Annotated in this window: 16 protein-coding genes; 5 read left to right on the top strand and 11 right to left on the bottom strand. The window is 70.9% G+C overall.

The window, feature by feature from the left end; all coding sequences use genetic code 11:
* Window positions 1-988: MFS transporter (locus tag ABD339_RS29390; RefSeq protein WP_344570178.1), on the bottom strand; the 988-nt coding region annotated here is incomplete at its 3' end.
* A 177-nt stretch (window positions 989-1,165) separates the two neighbouring features.
* On the opposite strand from ABD339_RS29390, the gene ABD339_RS29385 reads away from it, so the two are divergent.
* Window positions 1,166-1,621 carry a MarR family winged helix-turn-helix transcriptional regulator gene (locus ABD339_RS29385; RefSeq protein ID WP_344570177.1) on the top strand — a complete coding sequence of 152 codons (456 nt, stop codon included), beginning with the start codon at window positions 1,166-1,168 and terminating at the stop codon, window positions 1,619-1,621.
* Between the two features lie 91 nt (window positions 1,622-1,712).
* On the opposite strand, the gene ABD339_RS29380 is transcribed toward ABD339_RS29385, so the two are convergent.
* The 8 genes from ABD339_RS29380 to ABD339_RS29345 form a co-directional block, all read right to left on the bottom strand.
* Window positions 1,713-2,963 (bottom strand): cytochrome P450, encoded by a 1,251-nt coding sequence (locus ABD339_RS29380; RefSeq protein WP_344570176.1) that lies wholly within the window; start codon window positions 2,961-2,963, stop codon window positions 1,713-1,715.
* A 64-nt stretch (window positions 2,964-3,027) separates the two neighbouring features.
* On the bottom strand, window positions 3,028-4,218 hold the full coding sequence (locus ABD339_RS29375) for an NAD(P)/FAD-dependent oxidoreductase (RefSeq protein ID WP_344570175.1): 1,191 nt from the start codon (window positions 4,216-4,218) through the stop codon (window positions 3,028-3,030).
* Window positions 4,215-4,415, bottom strand: coding sequence for a ferredoxin (locus ABD339_RS29370; protein ID WP_344570174.1), 201 nt, complete (start codon window positions 4,413-4,415; stop codon window positions 4,215-4,217). Before ABD339_RS29370 ends, ABD339_RS29375 begins: the two co-directional genes overlap by 4 nt.
* A gap of 84 nt (window positions 4,416-4,499) precedes the next feature.
* Window positions 4,500-5,195 (bottom strand): TetR/AcrR family transcriptional regulator, encoded by a 696-nt coding sequence (locus ABD339_RS29365; RefSeq protein WP_425576130.1) that lies wholly within the window; start codon window positions 5,193-5,195, stop codon window positions 4,500-4,502.
* Between the two features lie 5 nt (window positions 5,196-5,200).
* Window positions 5,201-6,421 carry a cytochrome P450 gene (locus tag ABD339_RS29360; RefSeq protein ID WP_344570173.1) on the bottom strand — a complete coding sequence of 407 codons (1,221 nt, stop codon included), beginning with the start codon at window positions 6,419-6,421 and terminating at the stop codon, window positions 5,201-5,203.
* Between the two features lie 84 nt (window positions 6,422-6,505).
* Window positions 6,506-9,115: an ATP-dependent Clp protease ATP-binding subunit gene (locus ABD339_RS29355; RefSeq protein ID WP_344570172.1), complete on the bottom strand. Its 2,610-nt coding sequence runs from the start codon at window positions 9,113-9,115 to the stop codon at window positions 6,506-6,508.
* 241 nt (window positions 9,116-9,356) lie between these two features.
* Complete coding sequence (locus ABD339_RS29350) at window positions 9,357-10,202, bottom strand: slipin family protein (protein WP_344570171.1); 846 nt, start codon at window positions 10,200-10,202, stop codon at window positions 9,357-9,359.
* A 221-nt stretch (window positions 10,203-10,423) separates the two neighbouring features.
* Window positions 10,424-12,484, bottom strand: a complete 2,061-nt coding sequence (locus tag ABD339_RS29345) for a phosphocholine-specific phospholipase C (RefSeq protein WP_344570170.1) — start codon at window positions 12,482-12,484, stop codon at window positions 10,424-10,426.
* A 416-nt stretch (window positions 12,485-12,900) separates the two neighbouring features.
* On the opposite strand from ABD339_RS29345, the gene ABD339_RS29340 reads away from it, so the two are divergent.
* Window positions 12,901-13,554 carry a phosphoribosyltransferase gene (locus ABD339_RS29340; RefSeq protein ID WP_344570184.1) on the top strand — a complete coding sequence of 218 codons (654 nt, stop codon included), beginning with the start codon at window positions 12,901-12,903 and terminating at the stop codon, window positions 13,552-13,554.
* A 102-nt stretch (window positions 13,555-13,656) separates the two neighbouring features.
* Here ABD339_RS29340 and ABD339_RS29335 read toward each other — a convergent pair whose 3' ends face one another.
* A complete protein-coding gene (locus tag ABD339_RS29335) occupies window positions 13,657-14,175 on the bottom strand; it encodes a winged helix-turn-helix transcriptional regulator (RefSeq protein WP_344570169.1) in 519 nt (172 codons plus the stop codon).
* A 112-nt stretch (window positions 14,176-14,287) separates the two neighbouring features.
* Between ABD339_RS29335 and ABD339_RS29330 the strand changes: the two genes are divergently transcribed.
* Window positions 14,288-14,935, top strand: a complete 648-nt coding sequence (locus tag ABD339_RS29330) for a dihydrofolate reductase family protein (RefSeq protein WP_344570168.1) — start codon at window positions 14,288-14,290, stop codon at window positions 14,933-14,935.
* Window positions 14,936-15,004: 69 nt separating this feature from the next.
* On the opposite strand, the gene ABD339_RS29325 is transcribed toward ABD339_RS29330, so the two are convergent.
* Window positions 15,005-15,853, bottom strand: a complete 849-nt coding sequence (locus ABD339_RS29325; protein WP_344570167.1) for an alpha/beta fold hydrolase — start codon at window positions 15,851-15,853, stop codon at window positions 15,005-15,007.
* Between the two features lie 180 nt (window positions 15,854-16,033).
* Here ABD339_RS29325 and ABD339_RS29320 point away from each other — a divergent pair, with 180 nt between their 5' ends.
* Window positions 16,034-16,396, top strand: a complete 363-nt coding sequence (locus ABD339_RS29320) for a winged helix-turn-helix transcriptional regulator (protein ID WP_344570183.1) — start codon at window positions 16,034-16,036, stop codon at window positions 16,394-16,396.
* Window positions 16,397-16,539: 143 nt separating this feature from the next.
* Window positions 16,540-16,896: a hypothetical protein gene (locus ABD339_RS29315; RefSeq protein ID WP_344570166.1), complete on the top strand. Its 357-nt coding sequence runs from the start codon at window positions 16,540-16,542 to the stop codon at window positions 16,894-16,896.
* Window positions 16,897-17,006 lie beyond the last annotated feature (110 nt).

The following is a 17,006-nucleotide window of genomic DNA, read 5'->3' as shown; positions in this document are numbered from 1 at the left end:
TGAGCTTTCCGCCCAGTGGCGAGACGAGCATCATCATGATGCCGCCGGGCGCCATCCACAGCCCGGCCTCGACCATGGACTGGCCGAGCCCGTAGCCGGTTGCTGCGGGGAACTGGAGCAACTGCGGCATGACCAGCATGCTCGCGTACATGCCGAAGCCGACGAAGACCGAGGCGACGTTGGTGAGCAGCACCCGTGGCCGCGCTGTGGTGCGCAGGTCGATCAGCGGGTCGTGGGCGCGCAGTTCCCACAGGCCCCAGCCCACCAGCAGCACGACAGCGGCGGCGAACAGGCCCAGTGTGGCTGCCGAACCCCAGCCCCAGTCGCCGCCCTTGGAGACCGCGAGCAGCAGCACGACCAGTCCGGCGCCGAGGCCGAGTGCTCCGGGCACATCGAAGCGCTGGCCCTTGGCGGCGGCGGGCACATCCGGGATCAGGAACCAGATCAGCGCGGCGATCACCGCGGCCAGTGCGGCGGAACCCCAGAACAGCGCACGCCAGTTGGCGTAATGGGCGACCGCGGCGGCGATGGGCAGGCCCAGTCCGCCGCCGATGCCCATGGAGGCGCTGACCAGGGCGATGGAGGAGCTGAGCTTCTCCTGGGGCACCACGTCACGCAGCAGGGCGATGCCCAGCGGCACCATGCCCATACCCATGCCCTGCATCCCGCGCCCGACGATCATCGGGACGACGGAGGAGGAGAGCGCGCACACCACGGAGCCGGCGATCAGCGGCACCGAGCACGCGAGCAGCATCCGGCGCTTGCCGAACAGGTCGCCGAGACGGCCGGTGACCGGCACACAGACGGCTGCCACGAGCAGGGTGACGGTGATCACCCAGGCGGCGTTCGAGGGGGTGGTGTGCAGGATTTGCGGCAACTCCGCGATGAGCGGGGTGACCAGCGTCTGCATGACAGCCGCCGTGGTGCCGGCGAAGGCCAGCGTGGCGATCACGCCGGTGGCGCGGGAGGGGGACTGGGGGCCGTCCATGACGGGACTCCTTGAGTGCTTTCCGGAACAGCGATGTGCATCGTACATGTCGTATGCATTCAGCATGCCCAATGCCCTATGCACATCGCGTGAGAGGATGGGTGCGTGGGGGGCCATGGTGGGACGCGGCTGTCGTGGGACGGTCGCGGCGGAACAGGAAGCAGGAGGCGGCGGGGCATGATCAGGCCGACGCACGAGGTCGAGTACGAGCAGATGCTGCTGAGCCGTCACACGTCGTTGCACCAAAGGGGCGGACGCCGCAAGGACGGCGTACTGGAGCGCAGCGCCTACGTCCTCCTCAGCCGCATCCGCATCCAGGGCCCTATGTCGATCGGCGAGCTGAGCGACGCCTTCGGACTCGACGCCTCCACCCTCAACCGGCAGACGGCCGCCGCGATGCGCGCCGGGCTCATGGAACGCATCCCCGACCCCGAGGGAGGCATGGCCCGCAAGTTCCGCATCACGGACGAGGGGCTGCGCCTGCTCGACGAGGAGCGCGAGTGGATCATCCAGGCCCTGGATCAGGTCATGGAGAGCTGGTCGGACGACGAGATCGCGGATTTCGCCTCCTACTTGAGGCGCTTCAACACCGACATCGAACGCCTCGGCGGACGCCCCTGGCCGCGCCCCTGACCCCTTCGGCGCCCCCTTGCGAAACCGTCACCGGTCAAGGTGGTGACGGTTCCACAGCCCCCTGCCCGGTGGCCTCTGCCAGGTGGTGGCCTTACCAGGTGACGGGGAGTTCGTACACGCCGTAGACGACCGAGTCGTACTTGAAGGGGATCTCCTCAAGGTCCGCCGCGACACGCAGCGTGGGGATGCGGCGGAAGAGGGTGGGGTAGACGACCTGGAGTTCCATCCGGGCCAGCGGCTGGCCGACGCAGTGGTGGGTGCCCGAGCCGAACGCCTGGTGCTTGCGCGCGTCGCGGGTGAGGTCGAGCCGGTCGGGTGCCGGGAAGACGGCGGGGTCGCGGTTGGCCAGTTCGCCGAGGAGGATCACGCCCTCGCCCGCGCTGATCGTCCGGCCGGCGATCTCGATGTCCTCCAGCGCCGTCCTGCGCCGCCCGAGGTGGACGATGGAGAGATAGCGCAGCAGTTCCTCCACCGCGGAGGCGACGGCTCGCGGGTCGCCGGTCGCGGGATCACCGGCCTCACGGACGCGGGCCAGTTCGTCCGGGTGCTGGAGCAGCAGCAGCGTGCCCAGGGTGATCATGTTGGCCGTGGTCTCGTGGCCGCCGAGCAGCAACAGCACGCCCATCGCCGTGGCTTCACGACGCGTCAGCTCCCCCGACCTGATCTGCTCACCGAGCCGGGAGAGCAGGTCGTCGCCGGGCTCGGTCAGCTTCCGGCCGACCAGTTCGTCGAGGTAGCCGGCGAGGTTGGCGTGGGCGGTCTGCCGCGTCCGGGGGCTCGCGACGGCGGAGACGATGTTCTTGCTGTTGGCCTGGAAGAACTCGTGGTCCTCGTAGGGCACGCCCAGCAGTTCGGAGATCACCAGGGAGGGGACGGGCAGCGCCAGCGCCTGCACCAGATCGGCGGGTTTCGGCCCGCCCAGCATCCGGTCGATGAAGCCGTCCACCATCTCCTGCACGACCGGCCGCAGTGCCTCGACCCGCTTGATGGTGAAGGCGCCGCTGACCATACGGCGCAGCCGCGCGTGCTCCGGATCGTCCATCCCCACGAAGCTCATGTCGCTGCTCCCTCCCCCTGTGTGCGCGGGGTCCACCGGGCTGGGGAAGCCGGGGTGGGAGAAGTCGGCGCTGAGCCGGGGGTCGGCGAGGAGGGCCTTTTGCTCGGCGTGCCCGGTCACCACCCAAGGGGTGCTGCCGCCCCAGGAGCGGGCCCTGGTCAGCGGGCCGGTCAGCGCCAGGTCACGCAGTCGAGGCGAGGGGTCGAAGGGGCAGGCCGAGGAGCGCGGCGGCGGGAAGTCGGGGATCTCGGCCGAGGGGATGCCGGTCGCGGGCACAGCGGACATGTTCGTACTCCGTGGTTCGGGCGGAAGAAGGCGGGTGAAGCGGACGGGTGCGCGGCGCACGCCGCTATCGGCCGGACACCGGCCGGTGTGCCCCGTCGTCGATGAGGGCCTGTCGGTGCAGGCGGGCCTGCTTGGGCATGTTCCAGCCGAGAACGGCCGTGGCCCGGCCCGCACGGGAGGAGACGGCGACGAATCTGCGGTCCCGCTCGCTGCCTTCCACGACGGTCACCTCGTCATCCGGCGCCGGTGTCCCATAGACCTGGAGCTTCGCGCCGAACTGGTCCGTCCAGAAGTACGGCACGGGAGTGTAGGGCCGGTCCTCCCCGAGGAGGACCGACGCGACGGCCGCCGGCTGCTCGATCGCGTTGGTGCGGTTCTCCAGGCGGAGCGAGGTGCCCAGCGTGCGGTGGTACCAGCGGGCCACGTCCCCGACGGCGAAGATCCCGGGCGCCGCACGGCAGTACGCGTCACACACCACGCCGTCCGCCACCTCCAGGCCGCTGCCCGCGAGCCAGTCGGTGGCCGGCACGCTGCCGATCGCCACGACCACCAGGTCGGCGGGCAGCGTGGCACCTCCGGGCAACCGCACCCCGGTGACCCGCCCCTGGTGCGAGGCCAGCCCGGCGACGGCCGTGCCGGAGACGAGGCGGACCCCGTGCTCGGCGTGCAACTCGGCCAGGAGCACAGCAGGCCCCGGCCCCAACTGGCCGGACATCGGCGCCGGTTGCGGGCCGACGAGAGTGACGGCAGGACCCGACTGCCGGGCTGTGGCCGCGATCTCGGCCCCCAGCACCCCGTCCCCGACCACCACGATGCGGGACGCCTGCGCCACCGCGCCGCGCAGCGCCACCGCATCATCCAGCGTGCGCAGCACCCGCACACCGCGCAGCTCCTCCTGGCCGGGCAGCGTGCGCGGACGCAGCCCGGTCGCCACCACGACCGCGTCGGCGCCGAGGACGCGCCCGGAGGCGGTGCGCACACTGCGGGCCCCGGCGTCGAGCGCGACGGCGGCGTCGCCGAGCAGGAACTCCGCATCCAGCACCGCCAGCGCCTCCTGGGGACGCAGCGGCGTGCGCTCGGGCTGCCAGGCGCCGGAGAGCACCTGCTTGGACAGCGGCGGCCGGTCGTAGGGCGGGTGGATCTCGGCGCCCAGCACCGTCAGCCGACCCGAGTAGCCCTTCCGGCGCAGGGATTCGACGGTGCCGAGACCCGCAGCGGAGGCTCCGACCACCAGCACGCTGCCGGGAACGCTCACGGGGCCTCGCTGACCTGGATGGCGGCGGCCGGGCAGACACCGGCGGACTCGCGCACCGCGCCGTGCTGCTCCTCGGCGGGTGCGGCGTCGAGCAGGACGACGATGCCGTCCTCCTCACGCTGGTCGAAGACCTCCGGCGCGATCAGCACACACTGCCCCGCGCCGCAGCACCTCTCCTCGTCCACAGTGATCTTCATGCTGCGCTCTTCTCCAATCGGTGGGGGACGCCAACTCGGGTACGCCAACTCGGGTACGTCAACTCGGGACCTCAGCTGGGGAGGTCAGCTGGGGACGTCGGCGCCGTCACGGACATCCGCGACGGGTTCGGTGCGGGCGGTGACGGGCGCGGTGAGCAGGCCGGCGAGCGCGTCGGTCAGCGCGTCGGCGGCGTGCTCCCACGAGGGGTGCAGCAGCTTGGTGCCCGCGGCCAGTGCGTGCTCGTGCTCCGCGAAGGTGTGGGTCATCAGGTGGCGGGCCATCGCCCCGCGCTCGGCCCGCACCTGCTGGGGCAGCCCCTCGACGCAGCGGCCGAGGCCGTCGAGGATCTCCCGAAGATGCGCTCTGACGAGCGACTGGTCGGTGACCATCGCCCGTTGCACGGGGTCCGCCATCACCTGCGCCGTGAAACGGGCGTGCCATGAGGGGATGCCCAGCGACGCCTGGTACTCCGAGACGGGGCGCACCAGGCAGCCGACCCAGTCCCGGATGTCCCGGCTGCCGGCGGCCTCCTTCAGATACCGCTCCCTGATCCGCTCGACGCGCTCGCCGTGCTTGTTCGTCATCGCGCGCACCAGCCCGGCCTTGCTGCCGAAGTGATAGCTGACGGCGGTGACGTTGCCCTGCCCGGCCGCCTCGCCGATCTGGCGGTTGGAGACGGCCGCGAGCCCGTGTTCGGCGAACAGCCGCTCCGCCGCGGCCATGATCACCTCGCGGGTCTCCTCACCACGGCCGGCCCTGGCCGCCTTGACGCCGCTCACTCCGCTCACCACGTGACCGGCAATTCGCGCAGTGGGGTGGTGAGCAGCCCTTCGTGGCGGCGCAGTTCATCCGGCCCGACGGCGAGGGCGAGGGTGGGCAGCCGACGCAGCAGCACCGCGAGCACGGTCTGCAACTCGGTGCGGGCCAGCGGCTGTCCGAGACAGGAGTGCGGCCCGGCGCCGAAGGCGAGGTGCGGGTTGGGGCTGCGGCTCACATCCATGTGGTCCGCGCTCCCCCACGCGCTCTCGTCACGGTTGGCCGCGGCCATGCTGCACACCACGGTGGTGCCGCGGGACACCACACCGCCGGGCAGCTCCGTGTCCTCATGGACATAGCGGAGCATGCCGAAACCGCTGCCGTTCGGGTCGAACCGCAATACCTCCTCCACGGCCGGGCGGATCAGCGTGCGGTCCGCCAGCAGCCGCTCCCAGCGCTGACGGTCGGCCAGCAGGTGCGCCGTCATCATCGCGATGAAGCCGGCGGTCGTCTCGTGCCCGGCCAGCAGCAGCGCCTGCCCGGTGGCCACCAGCCCGGCCTCGGACATCGGCCGGCCCTCGGCGTCGGCACCGTCCATGAGGAGGCTGAGGAGGTCCTCACCCGGCGCCGCGCGCCTGGCCGCGATCAGGCTCGCCATGTACGCGCTGAACTCCTGGTGCGCGGCCTCGGTCTCCGCCCGCGTGTAGCGGGTGGTGGTCAAGAAATTGTCCGACCAGTTCTTGAACTTGTCCTGGTCGCTCTCGGGCACGCCGAGCATCGCGCAGATCACGTACACCGGCAGCGGGAACGCCAGCCGCGCCACCAGGTCGGCGGGTCGGCCATGGTCCAGCATCGTGTCGATGAGACGGTCGGCCATCTCCTCCATCTTCGGCCGCAGCGCCGTCACACGTCTGGCCGTGAACCACTTTCCGACCATGCGGCGCCACCGCTCGTGGCCCTCCGCGTTCAGCGTCCTGGCCATCGGGCTGCTGAAGATGCCCTCCGAGTCGCCGGCGGCCACGCGGGCAGCGTCCGGCGAGGCCAGCCCCTCCCGGCTGAGGCGCGGATCGGAGAGCGCGAGCTTCACGTCCTCGTACCGCGTCAGCAGCGCGGCCTCGTCGCCGCTGGGCAGCGTCACCCGTGCCACCGGGCATTTCTGCCGCAGTTCCGCCCACTCCCGGGGCGGCTCCAGCGGTGCGGGAGCCACGATCGGATAGCTCACGGGCTCCACGCCCTGGACATCGGTCACTCGCGGCCTCCCCGGCTGCGTCGGTCCTCCTGCCACCTGACAGTGAAGCCGGGGCCCGCTTATAAGTCAATCGACTGAATTAACTCAGCCGGTCCCCGCCGCCGCCTCCCCTTCCGTCCGGAACTCCAGCTTTCCGTCGGCCACTTCGACCCGCAGCCGGGTGTGCGGTTCGAGTTCGCCGCCCAGCAGCATGCGGGAGAGGCGGTTGTCGACCTCGCGCTGGATCGTGCGGCGCAGGGGCCGGGCTCCGTACTCGGGCTGGTAGCCCTGGTGAGCCAGCCAGTCCACGGCCTCCGGGCTGAAGTCGATCGCCAGGTCCTGGGCGTGCACCCGCCGCCGGGTCTCCTCCAGCAGCATGTCGGTGATCTGCCGCAGCTGCTCGTCGTCGAGCCGGCTGAAGATGACGATCTCGTCGATGCGGTTGAGGAATTCGGGCCGGAACTGCTCACGCAGCGGGCGCAGCACCCGCTCGCGCCGGGCCTCCTCGTCGGCCTCCTCACCGCCGCCGAAGCCGACCACGGCACCGCGCCCGGTGATCGCCTCCGAGCCGAGGTTGCTGGTCATGACGATGACGGTGTTGGTGAAGTCCACGGTGCGGCCCTGCGCGTCGGTCAGCCGTCCGTCGTCGAGCACCTGGAGCAGGATGTTGAAGACATCCGCGTGCGCCTTCTCGATCTCGTCCAGCAGCAGCAGCGAGTACGGGTTGCGCCGCACCGTCTCCGTCAGCTGCCCGGCCTCGTCGTAGCCGACGTATCCGGGCGGTGCGCCGACGAGGCGGCTGACGGTGTGCCGCTCCTGGTACTCGCTCATGTCCAGCCGCACCATCCGGTCGTCCGTACCGAACAGCGCCTCGGCCAGCGCCCGGGCCAGCTCCGTCTTGCCGACGCCGGTCGGCCCCAGGAACAGGAAGCTGCCGATGGGTCGGTCCGGGCTGGAGAGACCCGCGCGCGAGCGCAGCACCGCGTCGGCGACCGCGGTGACGGCCTCGTCCTGGCCGATGACCCGCTGCCGCAGCTTCCCCTCCAGCCCCAGCAGCCGGTCCTTCTCCTCCTGGGTGAGGTTGCTGACGGGGATGCCGGTCTGCTCGGAGATGATGTCGGCGATGTCCTCGACGGTGACCTCGGCGATCCGGTGGGCCGAGCGGTTCTCCTGCTCGCGCCCGTCCCGCCCGATGGACTCCTCCAGCTCGGTGAGCCGGTCGCGCAGCTGCTGGGCGCGCTCGTAGTCCTCGGCGGCCACGGCCTGGTCCTTGTCGCGGCGCACCTGCTCGGCCTCCCGCTCCAGGGCACGGATGTCGGTCCCCCGGGTGGCCGTGCGCAGCCGGACACGGGCGCCGGCCTGGTCCAGCAGGTCGATGGCCTTGTCCGGGAGGTAGCGCCCGGTCAGATACCGGTCGGCCAGCTCGACGGCCGCGACCAGGGCCTCTTCGGTGTAGCGGACCTGGTGGTGCGCCTCGTAGCGGTCGCGCAGCCCCCGCAGGATCTCGACCGCGTCGGCGACGCTCGGCTCGGGAACGAGAACCGGCTGGAAGCGGCGGGCGAGCGCGGCGTCCTTCTCGATGTGCCTGCGGTGCTCATCCAGCGTGGTGGCGCCGATGACGTGCAGCTCACCCCGGGCGAGCGGCGGCTTGAGCAGGTCACCGGCGTCCATCGAGCCGCCCTCGGTGCCGCCGCCGGCGCCGACGACCGTGTGCAGCTCGTCGATGAAGACGATCAGCTCCTCGGTGTGAGCGCGGATCTCGTCGATGAGGCCGGTGAGCCGCTCCTCGAAGTCGCCCCGGTAGCGGGTCCCGGCGACGACGCTGCCGAAGTCGAGCTGGACCACGCGCCGCCCGAGCAGGTTGTCGGGGACGTCCCCTTCGGCGATGCGCTGGGCCAGCCCCTCCACGATGGCGGTCTTGCCGACGCCCGCCTCACCGATCAGGACCGGGTTGTTCTTGCCGCGCCGGGCGAGGATCTCGATGGTCTGCTCGATCTGGCGGTCACGGCCGATGACCGGATCGATACGGCTCTCGCGAGCCAGCTCCGTCAGATCGCGGCCGTACTTGTCCAGGTTCGGGGTGCTGCTGCGGCCCCCGGCGCCGGGGGCGCCCCGCACCGGCACCTCGGGCCTGCCCTGGGTCATGCCGGGACCGGCGGGGCCGCCGAGGCCACTGGTGCCGCCGCGGCCCGCGCCCGGGGTGGCGGAACCGGGGTCGAAGCGGGCGGCGTCGAGGATCTGGCCCGCTGTGGAGTCCCGGTTGGCGGCCAGCGCGACGAGCACATGTTCGCTGCCGATGTAGGAGGCGCCCCGGGAGCGCGCGATGTCGCGGGCCTCCATCAGCGCCCGTTTGACGGCGGGGCTGACGGAGATGGAGGTGCGCGGCTGCCCCTCCCCCACCTCGCGGTCGATCTCGGCGGCGAGCGAGTCGGGGTCGGCCCCGGCCCGCGTCAGCATCGTGCGGGTCGGCTCGGCGGAGAGTGCGGCGCGCAGCAGGTGCTCGGTCTCCAGATCGCTGCTGCCGTGCTCGGCCGCGTACGAGGCCGCCTCGGAGATCAGCCGCCGGGCCGGCTCGCTCATCAGCCTGAGAAAGTCGAAGTAGCGGGGGTCGGCGCGCCGCCCGGGGCCCCCGCGCTGGGCTCCGCCGCCGAGGAAGCGTGCGATGAAGTCACCGAACGGGTCCCGGTCCCCGGGACCCATGTACTCGCTGGTCATGGAGAATCCGTCCCGCTGGCCCGACCGGACCGGGCCAGGCTGTGTGGACTGCATATGACTACTGATGCGGGGTTCCCAGCTGTGGCGGCACGACACTCCCCCGCGGCGGAAGCCCCCGGCGGACCCGCACGGAGCGCGGGGGCACGGGCCACGGGGTCACGGGAGACACCCGGGCGGGGCCGGTCGCTGAGTCGGAGGCCGGGGGCCGGGAGCGGGGCCGGGCAGCGCGCCGGGCGCTGAGTCAGTGAGGGTGTTCCTCGGGAGCCTGGGACGCCTGAGACGTCTGGGATGCCTGAGCGGCATGGGCTGCGGGCGGGGTGGCCGACGCGCTCTCACGTGCGAGGAAGGAGCCGAGTTCACCGATCGTGCTCATGAGCGGGGCGGGGAAGACGACGGTGGAATTCTGGTCAACGGCGATTTCGACGAGGCTTTGCAGGTTGCGCAGCTGCAATGCCAGCGGGTGAGCCATCATCGTGTCGGAAGCCTCGCCCAGCGAGGCCGCCGCTAGGGATTCACCCTCCGCATTGATGATTTTCGCCCGCTTCTCCCGCTCGGCCTCGGCCTGCCGTGCCATGGCCCGCTTCATGCTTTCCGGCAGCTGGATGTCCTTCAGCTCCACCAGCGTGACCTCGACGCCCCACTCGGAGGTGGTCCTGTCGAGGTTCTCGCGAATATCGACGTTGATGGTGTCGGTCTGGGAAAGCGTTTCGTCCAAAGGGTGCTGCCCGACCACCTTGCGCAGCGTCGTCTGTGCGATCTGGTTGATCGCGGAGGTGACGTCCTCGATCGCCAGCACCGATTTCACCGGATCGGCCACCCGGAAGTAGGCCACCGCCGACACATCGACGCTCACGTTGTCCCGGGTGATGATGCCCTGCGACTGGATCGGCATGGTGATAATGCGCAGGGAAACCCGGTGCATCACATCGACGACCGGAATGATGAAACGCAATCCGGGATTTCTCGAACCGCGCAGTCGCCCCAGGCGCAGCAGCACACCCTGCTCGTACTGCTTGACGACGCGCACCGAAAGCGCGAGCAGCAGCAGCACGGCGAGCACCACGACGACAATGATCAGCACGAACATGAATACGCCTCTGCATGCTTTCCGGGGAATCCGAACCAGAGGTCACCGTACTCCGCGCCACACAAAAGAGGTCATTACGACGCGTCGGCGGAAAACGAGCCCGCGGAGAACACGACTCCGCGGGCTCGTACTCGGCTCCGGTCGCCGCCTCCCGGCTGCCCATTCCGACCCTGATCAGGAATCGGACTGACCTGGATCAGACTGATCGGAGGCCGGGCCGGTCAGTCCGTCAGCGTCGCCGGGTCGCTGACTCCCGGAGCGCCGGTCTCCACATGGCCGGCGAGGCGGCGCGACCAGGCGTCGTCGGAGTCGCTGGTCACCGACAGGTCGTACCAGTGCTTGCCGGCGCGCAGGTTCAGCTTCCGCACCACGCGGGCGCACGCGCGCACCGTGTAGGTCTCCTTCGCGCCGCCGTACGCGTTCGTCACCGTCAGCCGGCAGTCGGAGGTGCCCGCGTTCGTCATCGTCAGCTCGATGTCGCCACCGGCCTTGAGGTGACGGGCCGTCACCTCCGGGCCCGCCGCCTTGCCCCGGCCCTTGAAGGTGCGCAGGAAGCCGTTGGGACCGTGGGCCGTCAGGTCGTAGTGGCCGTCCGAGTAGGCGGTGTTCCAGGTGTCGGACAGCTTCTTGCCCGCCTCCGTGGAGTACGTCCACGGGCCGTCGCCCCGGTTAGCGGAGCTGACCAGGAAGAACGCGCCCGCCGACGGTCCCCCGCTGAAGGTGAGGGTGAACTTCCCCGCGCCGGCGTCCACCGTGCCGTCCACCAGCGGCGCGTAGCGCAGCGGGCGGGTCGGGCGGGAGCCGGACTCCTGCTTGGGCAGCACCGGATTGGCCGGCGGCTTGGGCACGTAGCTGTCGTGGCGCTCCTTGTCCGGCGGCTCGTAGGCGTCGGTGTCCGGCAGCGAGGCGGGGTCGGTGTCCTTGAGCCCGAAGTCGAACGCCGAAGTCAGGTCGCCGCACAGGGCGCGCCGCCACGGCGAGATGTTCGGCTCGCGCACACCGAAGCGGCGCTCCATGAAGCGGAGGATGGAGGTGTGGTCGAGCAGTTCGGAGCACACGTAGCCGCCCGTGCTCCACGGCGAGACGACGAGCATGGGAACCCGCTGGCCCAGGCCGTAGGGCCCGGCCGTGTAGCCGCTCACGCCGCCTCGGTAGTAGTCGGACTCGGTGTCGAGGGTGGAGCGCCCCTGGTCGGCGGAGGCCGGGGGGTAGGGCGGAACGATGTGGTCGAAGTAGCCGTCGTTCTCGTCGTAGGTGATGAACAGGGCGGTCTTGGACCAGACCTCCGGGTTGGAGGTGAGGGCGTCCAGGACCTGGGAGACGTACCAGGCCCCGTAATTCGCCGGGAAGTTCGGGTGTTCGCTGAATGCCTCGGGGGCCGCGATCCAGGAGATCTGCGGGAGCTTGCCGGTCTTCACATCGGCCTTGAGGATGTCGAAGAAGCCGTCGCCCTGCTTCGCGTTCGTACCGGTGCGGGCCTTGTCGAAGAGCGCGTCACCGGGCTTGGACTGCTGGTATTCGGTGAACCAGAGCAGCGAGTTGTCGCCGTAGTTGCCCCGGTAGGCGTCCTCGATCCAACCCCAGCCGCCGTCCTTGTCGAGACCGTCGCCGATGTCCTGGTAGATCTTCCAGGAGACGTCGGCCTCCTCCAGCCGCTCGGGGTACGTCGTCCAGCCGTATCCGGCTTCCTCGTTGCCGAGGACGGGCCCGCCGCCTTTGCCGTCGTTACCGGCATAGCCCGACCACATGTAGTAGCGGTTGGGGTCCGTCGCACCGATCATCGAACAGTGGTAGGCGTCGCAGATCGTGAAGGTGTCGGCGAGCGCGTAGTGGAACGGGATGTCCTCCCGGGTCAGATACGCCATCGTCCCCGTGCCCTTGGCCGGGATCCACTGGTCGTACTTTCCGTCGTGCCACGCCTGGTGCCCGCCCGCCCAGTCGTGGTTGAGGCCGGCGATGAACTGCATGCCCAGGTTCTCGGCGTCGGGATGGTAGGGCAGCACATCCTTGCCGCCGCCCGACTGCTGCCAGACCGTTCTCTTCCCCGTCGGCGACGCCGGGCGCGGGTCGCCGAAGCCCCGGACGCCCTTGAGGGCGCCGAAGTAGTGGTCGAAGGACCGGTTCTCCTGCATGAGCACGACGATGTGTTCGACGTCCTTGATGGTGCCGGAGCGGCGCGCGGCGGGGATCGCGGCGGCGCGCTGGATGCTGCTGGACAGCGCGGAGAAGCCCGCGGTCGCACCGGCTATCTGGAGGAACCGGCGACGGTTGAGTTCTGGCATGAGTCTGCTGACCTCGCAGGTGTGTGCGGAAACTTCGGCGTCAGCGCAGTCTGCCAGGACGAACAGGGGCCGGTGAAGGCCACCTGTATGAACAAGTTCGCAATGGCGGGCGAAGGAAGACCGCACGTCGTCCGGCCGGGCGGGGCCCGCGTGCGGGCGGCCGTTCGAGTGCCTCGTCCTCCCGGCGCCTGCCCGGTCGGCCCGGGTGCCGGACCGGCGGATGGCACCCTGGCGCGTGCCGGACGAGCGGAGGCGCGCGGACGTCCCCGTCACTGAGGCCCCCCAGGAGCCCTCACCGTCCTCACCCGCTTCCTCGCCCTCCCCTCCCCCTCTCCCCCTCCTTCACGTCTCTCTCCCTTTCCCTCTTCCCGTCCGCACCGCACGAAGGGTCAGGCACCACGGTCATGCAGCACGTCATGCACTTCCGCGACCGCCGGCACGCCGGCCAGGAACTCGCCGCCCGGCTGACGGAGTGGGCCGCGGCGACAGAGGTCGTCGATCCGCTCGTACTGGCCCTGCCCAGGGGCGGCGTCCCGGTGGCCGTCCCGGTCGCCCAGGCGCTGCGAGCACCCCTGGACGTGCTGGTCGTCAGGAAGATCGGGGTGCCCGGCCGGCCGGAGTCCGGGATCGGCGCCGTCGCCGGGGACGATCCGCCGCTGTTCGACCAGCAGTCGCTGACGGTGCTGGGCCTGAGCGAGGACCGGCTCGCCGACGATGTGGACCGTGAGCGTGCCGAACTGCGCCGCCGCGAACAGCTCTACCGAAGCGGCCGTCCCGCGCCCGCCGTCCGGGGCCGCACGGTGATTCTCGTCGACGACGGCCTGGCCACCGGCGTGACCGCGCGTGCCGCCCTGCGCCATCTGCGCCGGCAGGAGCCCGCCCGGCTGGTGCTGGCCGTCCCCGTCTCCGACGCCGGAACGGCGAACCGGCTGCGCGCAGAGGCCGATGACCTGCTGTGTCTCCAGCAGCCGGTCGGCTTTCGCGCGGTGGGCGAGTGGTACGAGGATTTCGCGCAGGTCCCGGACGAGGACGTCATCGCCACCCTCGACGGCGGCCCCGCCACCTCATGAGCCCACCCCGTCGGCCGCGGAACCAGCCGCCGAGCCGCCCGTGTTGGCCGTGTCGGTCGCATCGGCCGGGCCAGTCGCATCGATCAGGTCGGCCCAGTCAGTTCAGCCCGCTGAGCCCGTGTCTTCCGCTTGCGCCGCCACGGCCCGCTCGTAGGCCACACGCAGCAGCTCGGAGGCCCGGGGGCGGTCCGGGTCGGGGCGGGGGATGCCCAGGTGGGCCTCGCGCAACTCGTCCATGAGATCGGCCCACAGGGATGGCCCGCCCTCTTCGAGCAGCTGTGCCCGCACGCTCAGCTCAGGGGTCGTCTCGCGATGCCGCAGCCCCCAGGAGGCGAGCGCGGCCATGACGGGAACCGTCTGAATGCCCGCTTCGGTGAGGCTGTACGCCGCCCGCTGACCGCGGCCCGCTTCCTCCTTGGTGAGGAGACCGCCCGCGACGAGCGACTTGAGGCGGCTGCTGAGGATGTTCGAGGCGATCCCTTCCTCGGAGTTGACGAGCAGATCACGGAAGCGCCGCCGTCCACCGAAGACGACATCGCGCAGGACGATGAGGCTCCACCGGTCCCCGAGGATTTCCACCGCCGCGTTGATCGGACACCCCGACCGTGGCCCGTTCCGCATACCCGCTCCCAGTAGTTGCACTTCGCCATCACCTAGTCTAGCTTCACTTGCGCAAGTGGTGGTGAAACGCAATCACTATCTCCCCCGGCTCCGGCGGGAGACAGGAGGCACGATGTCGCAGGTACGGGTCCACAACTTCGCCGTCTCCCTCGACGGCTTCGGCACAGGTGAAGGGCAGAGCCACGAGGAGCCGTTCGGCCACGCCGGGCGGCGGCTCCTCGACTGGTTCATGCGGACCCGGAGCTTCCACGAGATGCACGGCGAGAGCGGCGGCACCGCCGGGGTCGATGACGCATTCGCCCTCACATGGGGCCACGACATCGGCGCGGAGATCATGGGGCGCAACAAGTTCGGTCCCCAGCGGGGCCCGTGGGAGGACCACGAGTGGACCGGGTGGTGGGGCCCCGACCCGGTGTTCCACACGCCGGTCTTCGTCCTGACCCACCACCCCCGCCCCTCCGTCGAGATGGAGGGCGGCACCACCTTCCACTTCATCGACGCCACCCCGCACGAGGCCCTGCGCCAGGCACGGGAGGCCGCCGGCGGCCGGGACGTACGCATCGGCGGCGGCCCGACCACAGTGCGCGCGTTCCTGGCCGCCGACCTGATCGACCACATGCACATCGCGGTCGTCCCGGTCGTCCTGGGCCGGGGAGAGCGCCTGTGGGACGGGCTGGAGGGCATTGAGGAGCGCTTCCGGATCGAAACCGTGGCCTCGCCCAGCGGCGTGACCCACCTGACCTTCACCAGACGGCGGTAACAGCTCCGGGCGGGAGCTGATACCGCCGGGTACCGGTGCGCGGCCCGGGCCGGCCCCGGAGCGCGTGAGCTAGTGCCGGAGAAAAGGCCCGAGCAGGGAGAGCAGGGCTTCGGGTCGGTGCAGCGGAATGATGTGGCCGCAGTCCTCGATGACGTGGCCGACGACGTCCTCGGCCACGGGCCGCAGTTGCTGATGGAGCGCGGTGTGCACCGGCTGGGCGCCGATCGCCAGGGTGGGCACCGTGAGCGGCCCGGCCTCGACGGCCTCCTGGATCTGCCGGGCGCTGACGGGCAGCGCCCGGTAGTAGGAGAAGGCGCAACGCAGTGCGTCGCCGCCGGTGTAGGCGTGGACGAAGGCGTCGCGCAGTGGCTGCCGTACGCCCTGCCCGAGGGTGCCGCTGTCGAGGAACCAGTCGATGTACCGCCCTTCGTGGCCCGTCAGAACGGTCTCCGCGAGGCCCGGTACCGCGTGGAAGCCGAACCACCAGGGCGGGCCGCCCGCCAGGAATCGTTCGGCGCCCGGCAGGGTGCCCAGCAGCGACTCCATGACGGCCAGCCGGCGCACGAGGCGGGGGCGGCGCATGGCGAGCAGGAATGCCGGGGGCACCCCAGCGTCGATGGCGACGACATCGGCGGAGCGCTCCCCCAGCGCGGCCAGCAGCGCTTCGGCGTCCGAGGCGAGCGTTCCCGCGTCGTAGCCGTCCACCGCGCGCGCACTCGCGCCGAAGCCGCGCAGGTCGGGGGCGATCAGCCGGTGCCGCCGCGCCAGCGCGCCCCAGACGTCGCTCCACAGCTGCCAGGTGTGGGGAAAGCCGTGCAGCAGGAGGACGGCGGGCCCCTCCCCCGCCACCGCGACGTTCAGCTCGACGCCATTGACCGTGACACGGCGCAGTTCGGCTTCCGTCTTGTGCCCGACCACGTTGACCTCCTTGGTTACCAATGGTGACAACGAAACCGTAGGTGCGTACGGTGGGGCTTCCAAGACGGCACTTTCCCGACAGGTGGTGAGCTTCAGGTGACCGCCCCCACGACGGCACACGAGCCGGCCGGCGCGCGGCCGGGCCCCGAGACCGGCGGGCAGACAGGCCCGCGCGGCGATCTGTTCGCCCCGCAGTGCCCGACGCGCAGGCTCCTGGACCGCATCGGTACGAAGTGGATCTCGATGGCCGTGAAGGTCCTGGCGGCGGAGGCCCCCGGCGAGATCCGCTTCGCGGAGCTACAGCGCCGCATGGCCGGGGTCTCCCAGAAGATGCTCTCGGCCACTTTGCGGAGCATGGTCCGTGACGGGCTCGTCAGCCGGCGGGTGGAGCCGACGGTGCCGCCCCGCGTCCACTACCGGCTCACCCCGCTCGGCCTGTCACTGGAGGAGCCGCTCGCCATGGTGCGCGCGTGGGCGGAAGAGCACATGGCGGAGATCGACCGCAACAACCAGCTCAACGGGCAGGATGAGCACGGCGGTTGAGGATTCGAGCGGCTCTCCCGGTGCCTCCCCCCTGTGTCCCTCCCCGGTACCGCTCTCCCCGGCGTCGGTCGGCGTCGCGCGGTTCAGGACGAAGTCCGGCAGTCGGGCAGCCCTGGCCGAAGCACGTCGCTATGGTGGTCGGCATGGATGCGAGGGATCCGGAATCCCCTGACGAGTGGCCTCTTCCCCCTGCCTGGATGTGGGGCTGCGACAAGTGCACAGAGCTGTACAAGGCGATGAAACGGGCCTCGGAGGCGGCCCGGGCCGCGCTGGAGGCCAACGGGCCGCACGTGGACTGCGACCCCTTCGACACTGTCGTCACCTCCCAGCTGCGGCTGGGCCAGCACATCGCCATCCAGCACCCCGAGGACGTGCCGATGCGGGATACGTCGTGCGCCAAGTGTGTCGCGCCCGAAATGGAGCAGATGCCCGAGCAGCTCGTCCGCCAGCACCGCGCCCGTCACCTGTTCATCCCGCCGAGCATGGTCGACCGTCTCTGAGCCCCGCCCGGCTCCGGCCCGCCCAGCGGCGGATTATCCGTCATCCGCGCTCCCGCCGCGACGCACAGCCCCTGCTCACGCGATGAAACGGCGGCGGTCATTCCACGAGA

The sequence above is a fragment of the Streptomyces axinellae genome (assembly GCF_039532135.1).
GTDB lineage: Bacteria > Actinomycetota > Actinomycetes > Streptomycetales > Streptomycetaceae > Streptomyces > Streptomyces axinellae.
Note: the sequence above shows the minus strand (reverse complement) of the source record. Positions and strands in the feature narration are given on the sequence as shown.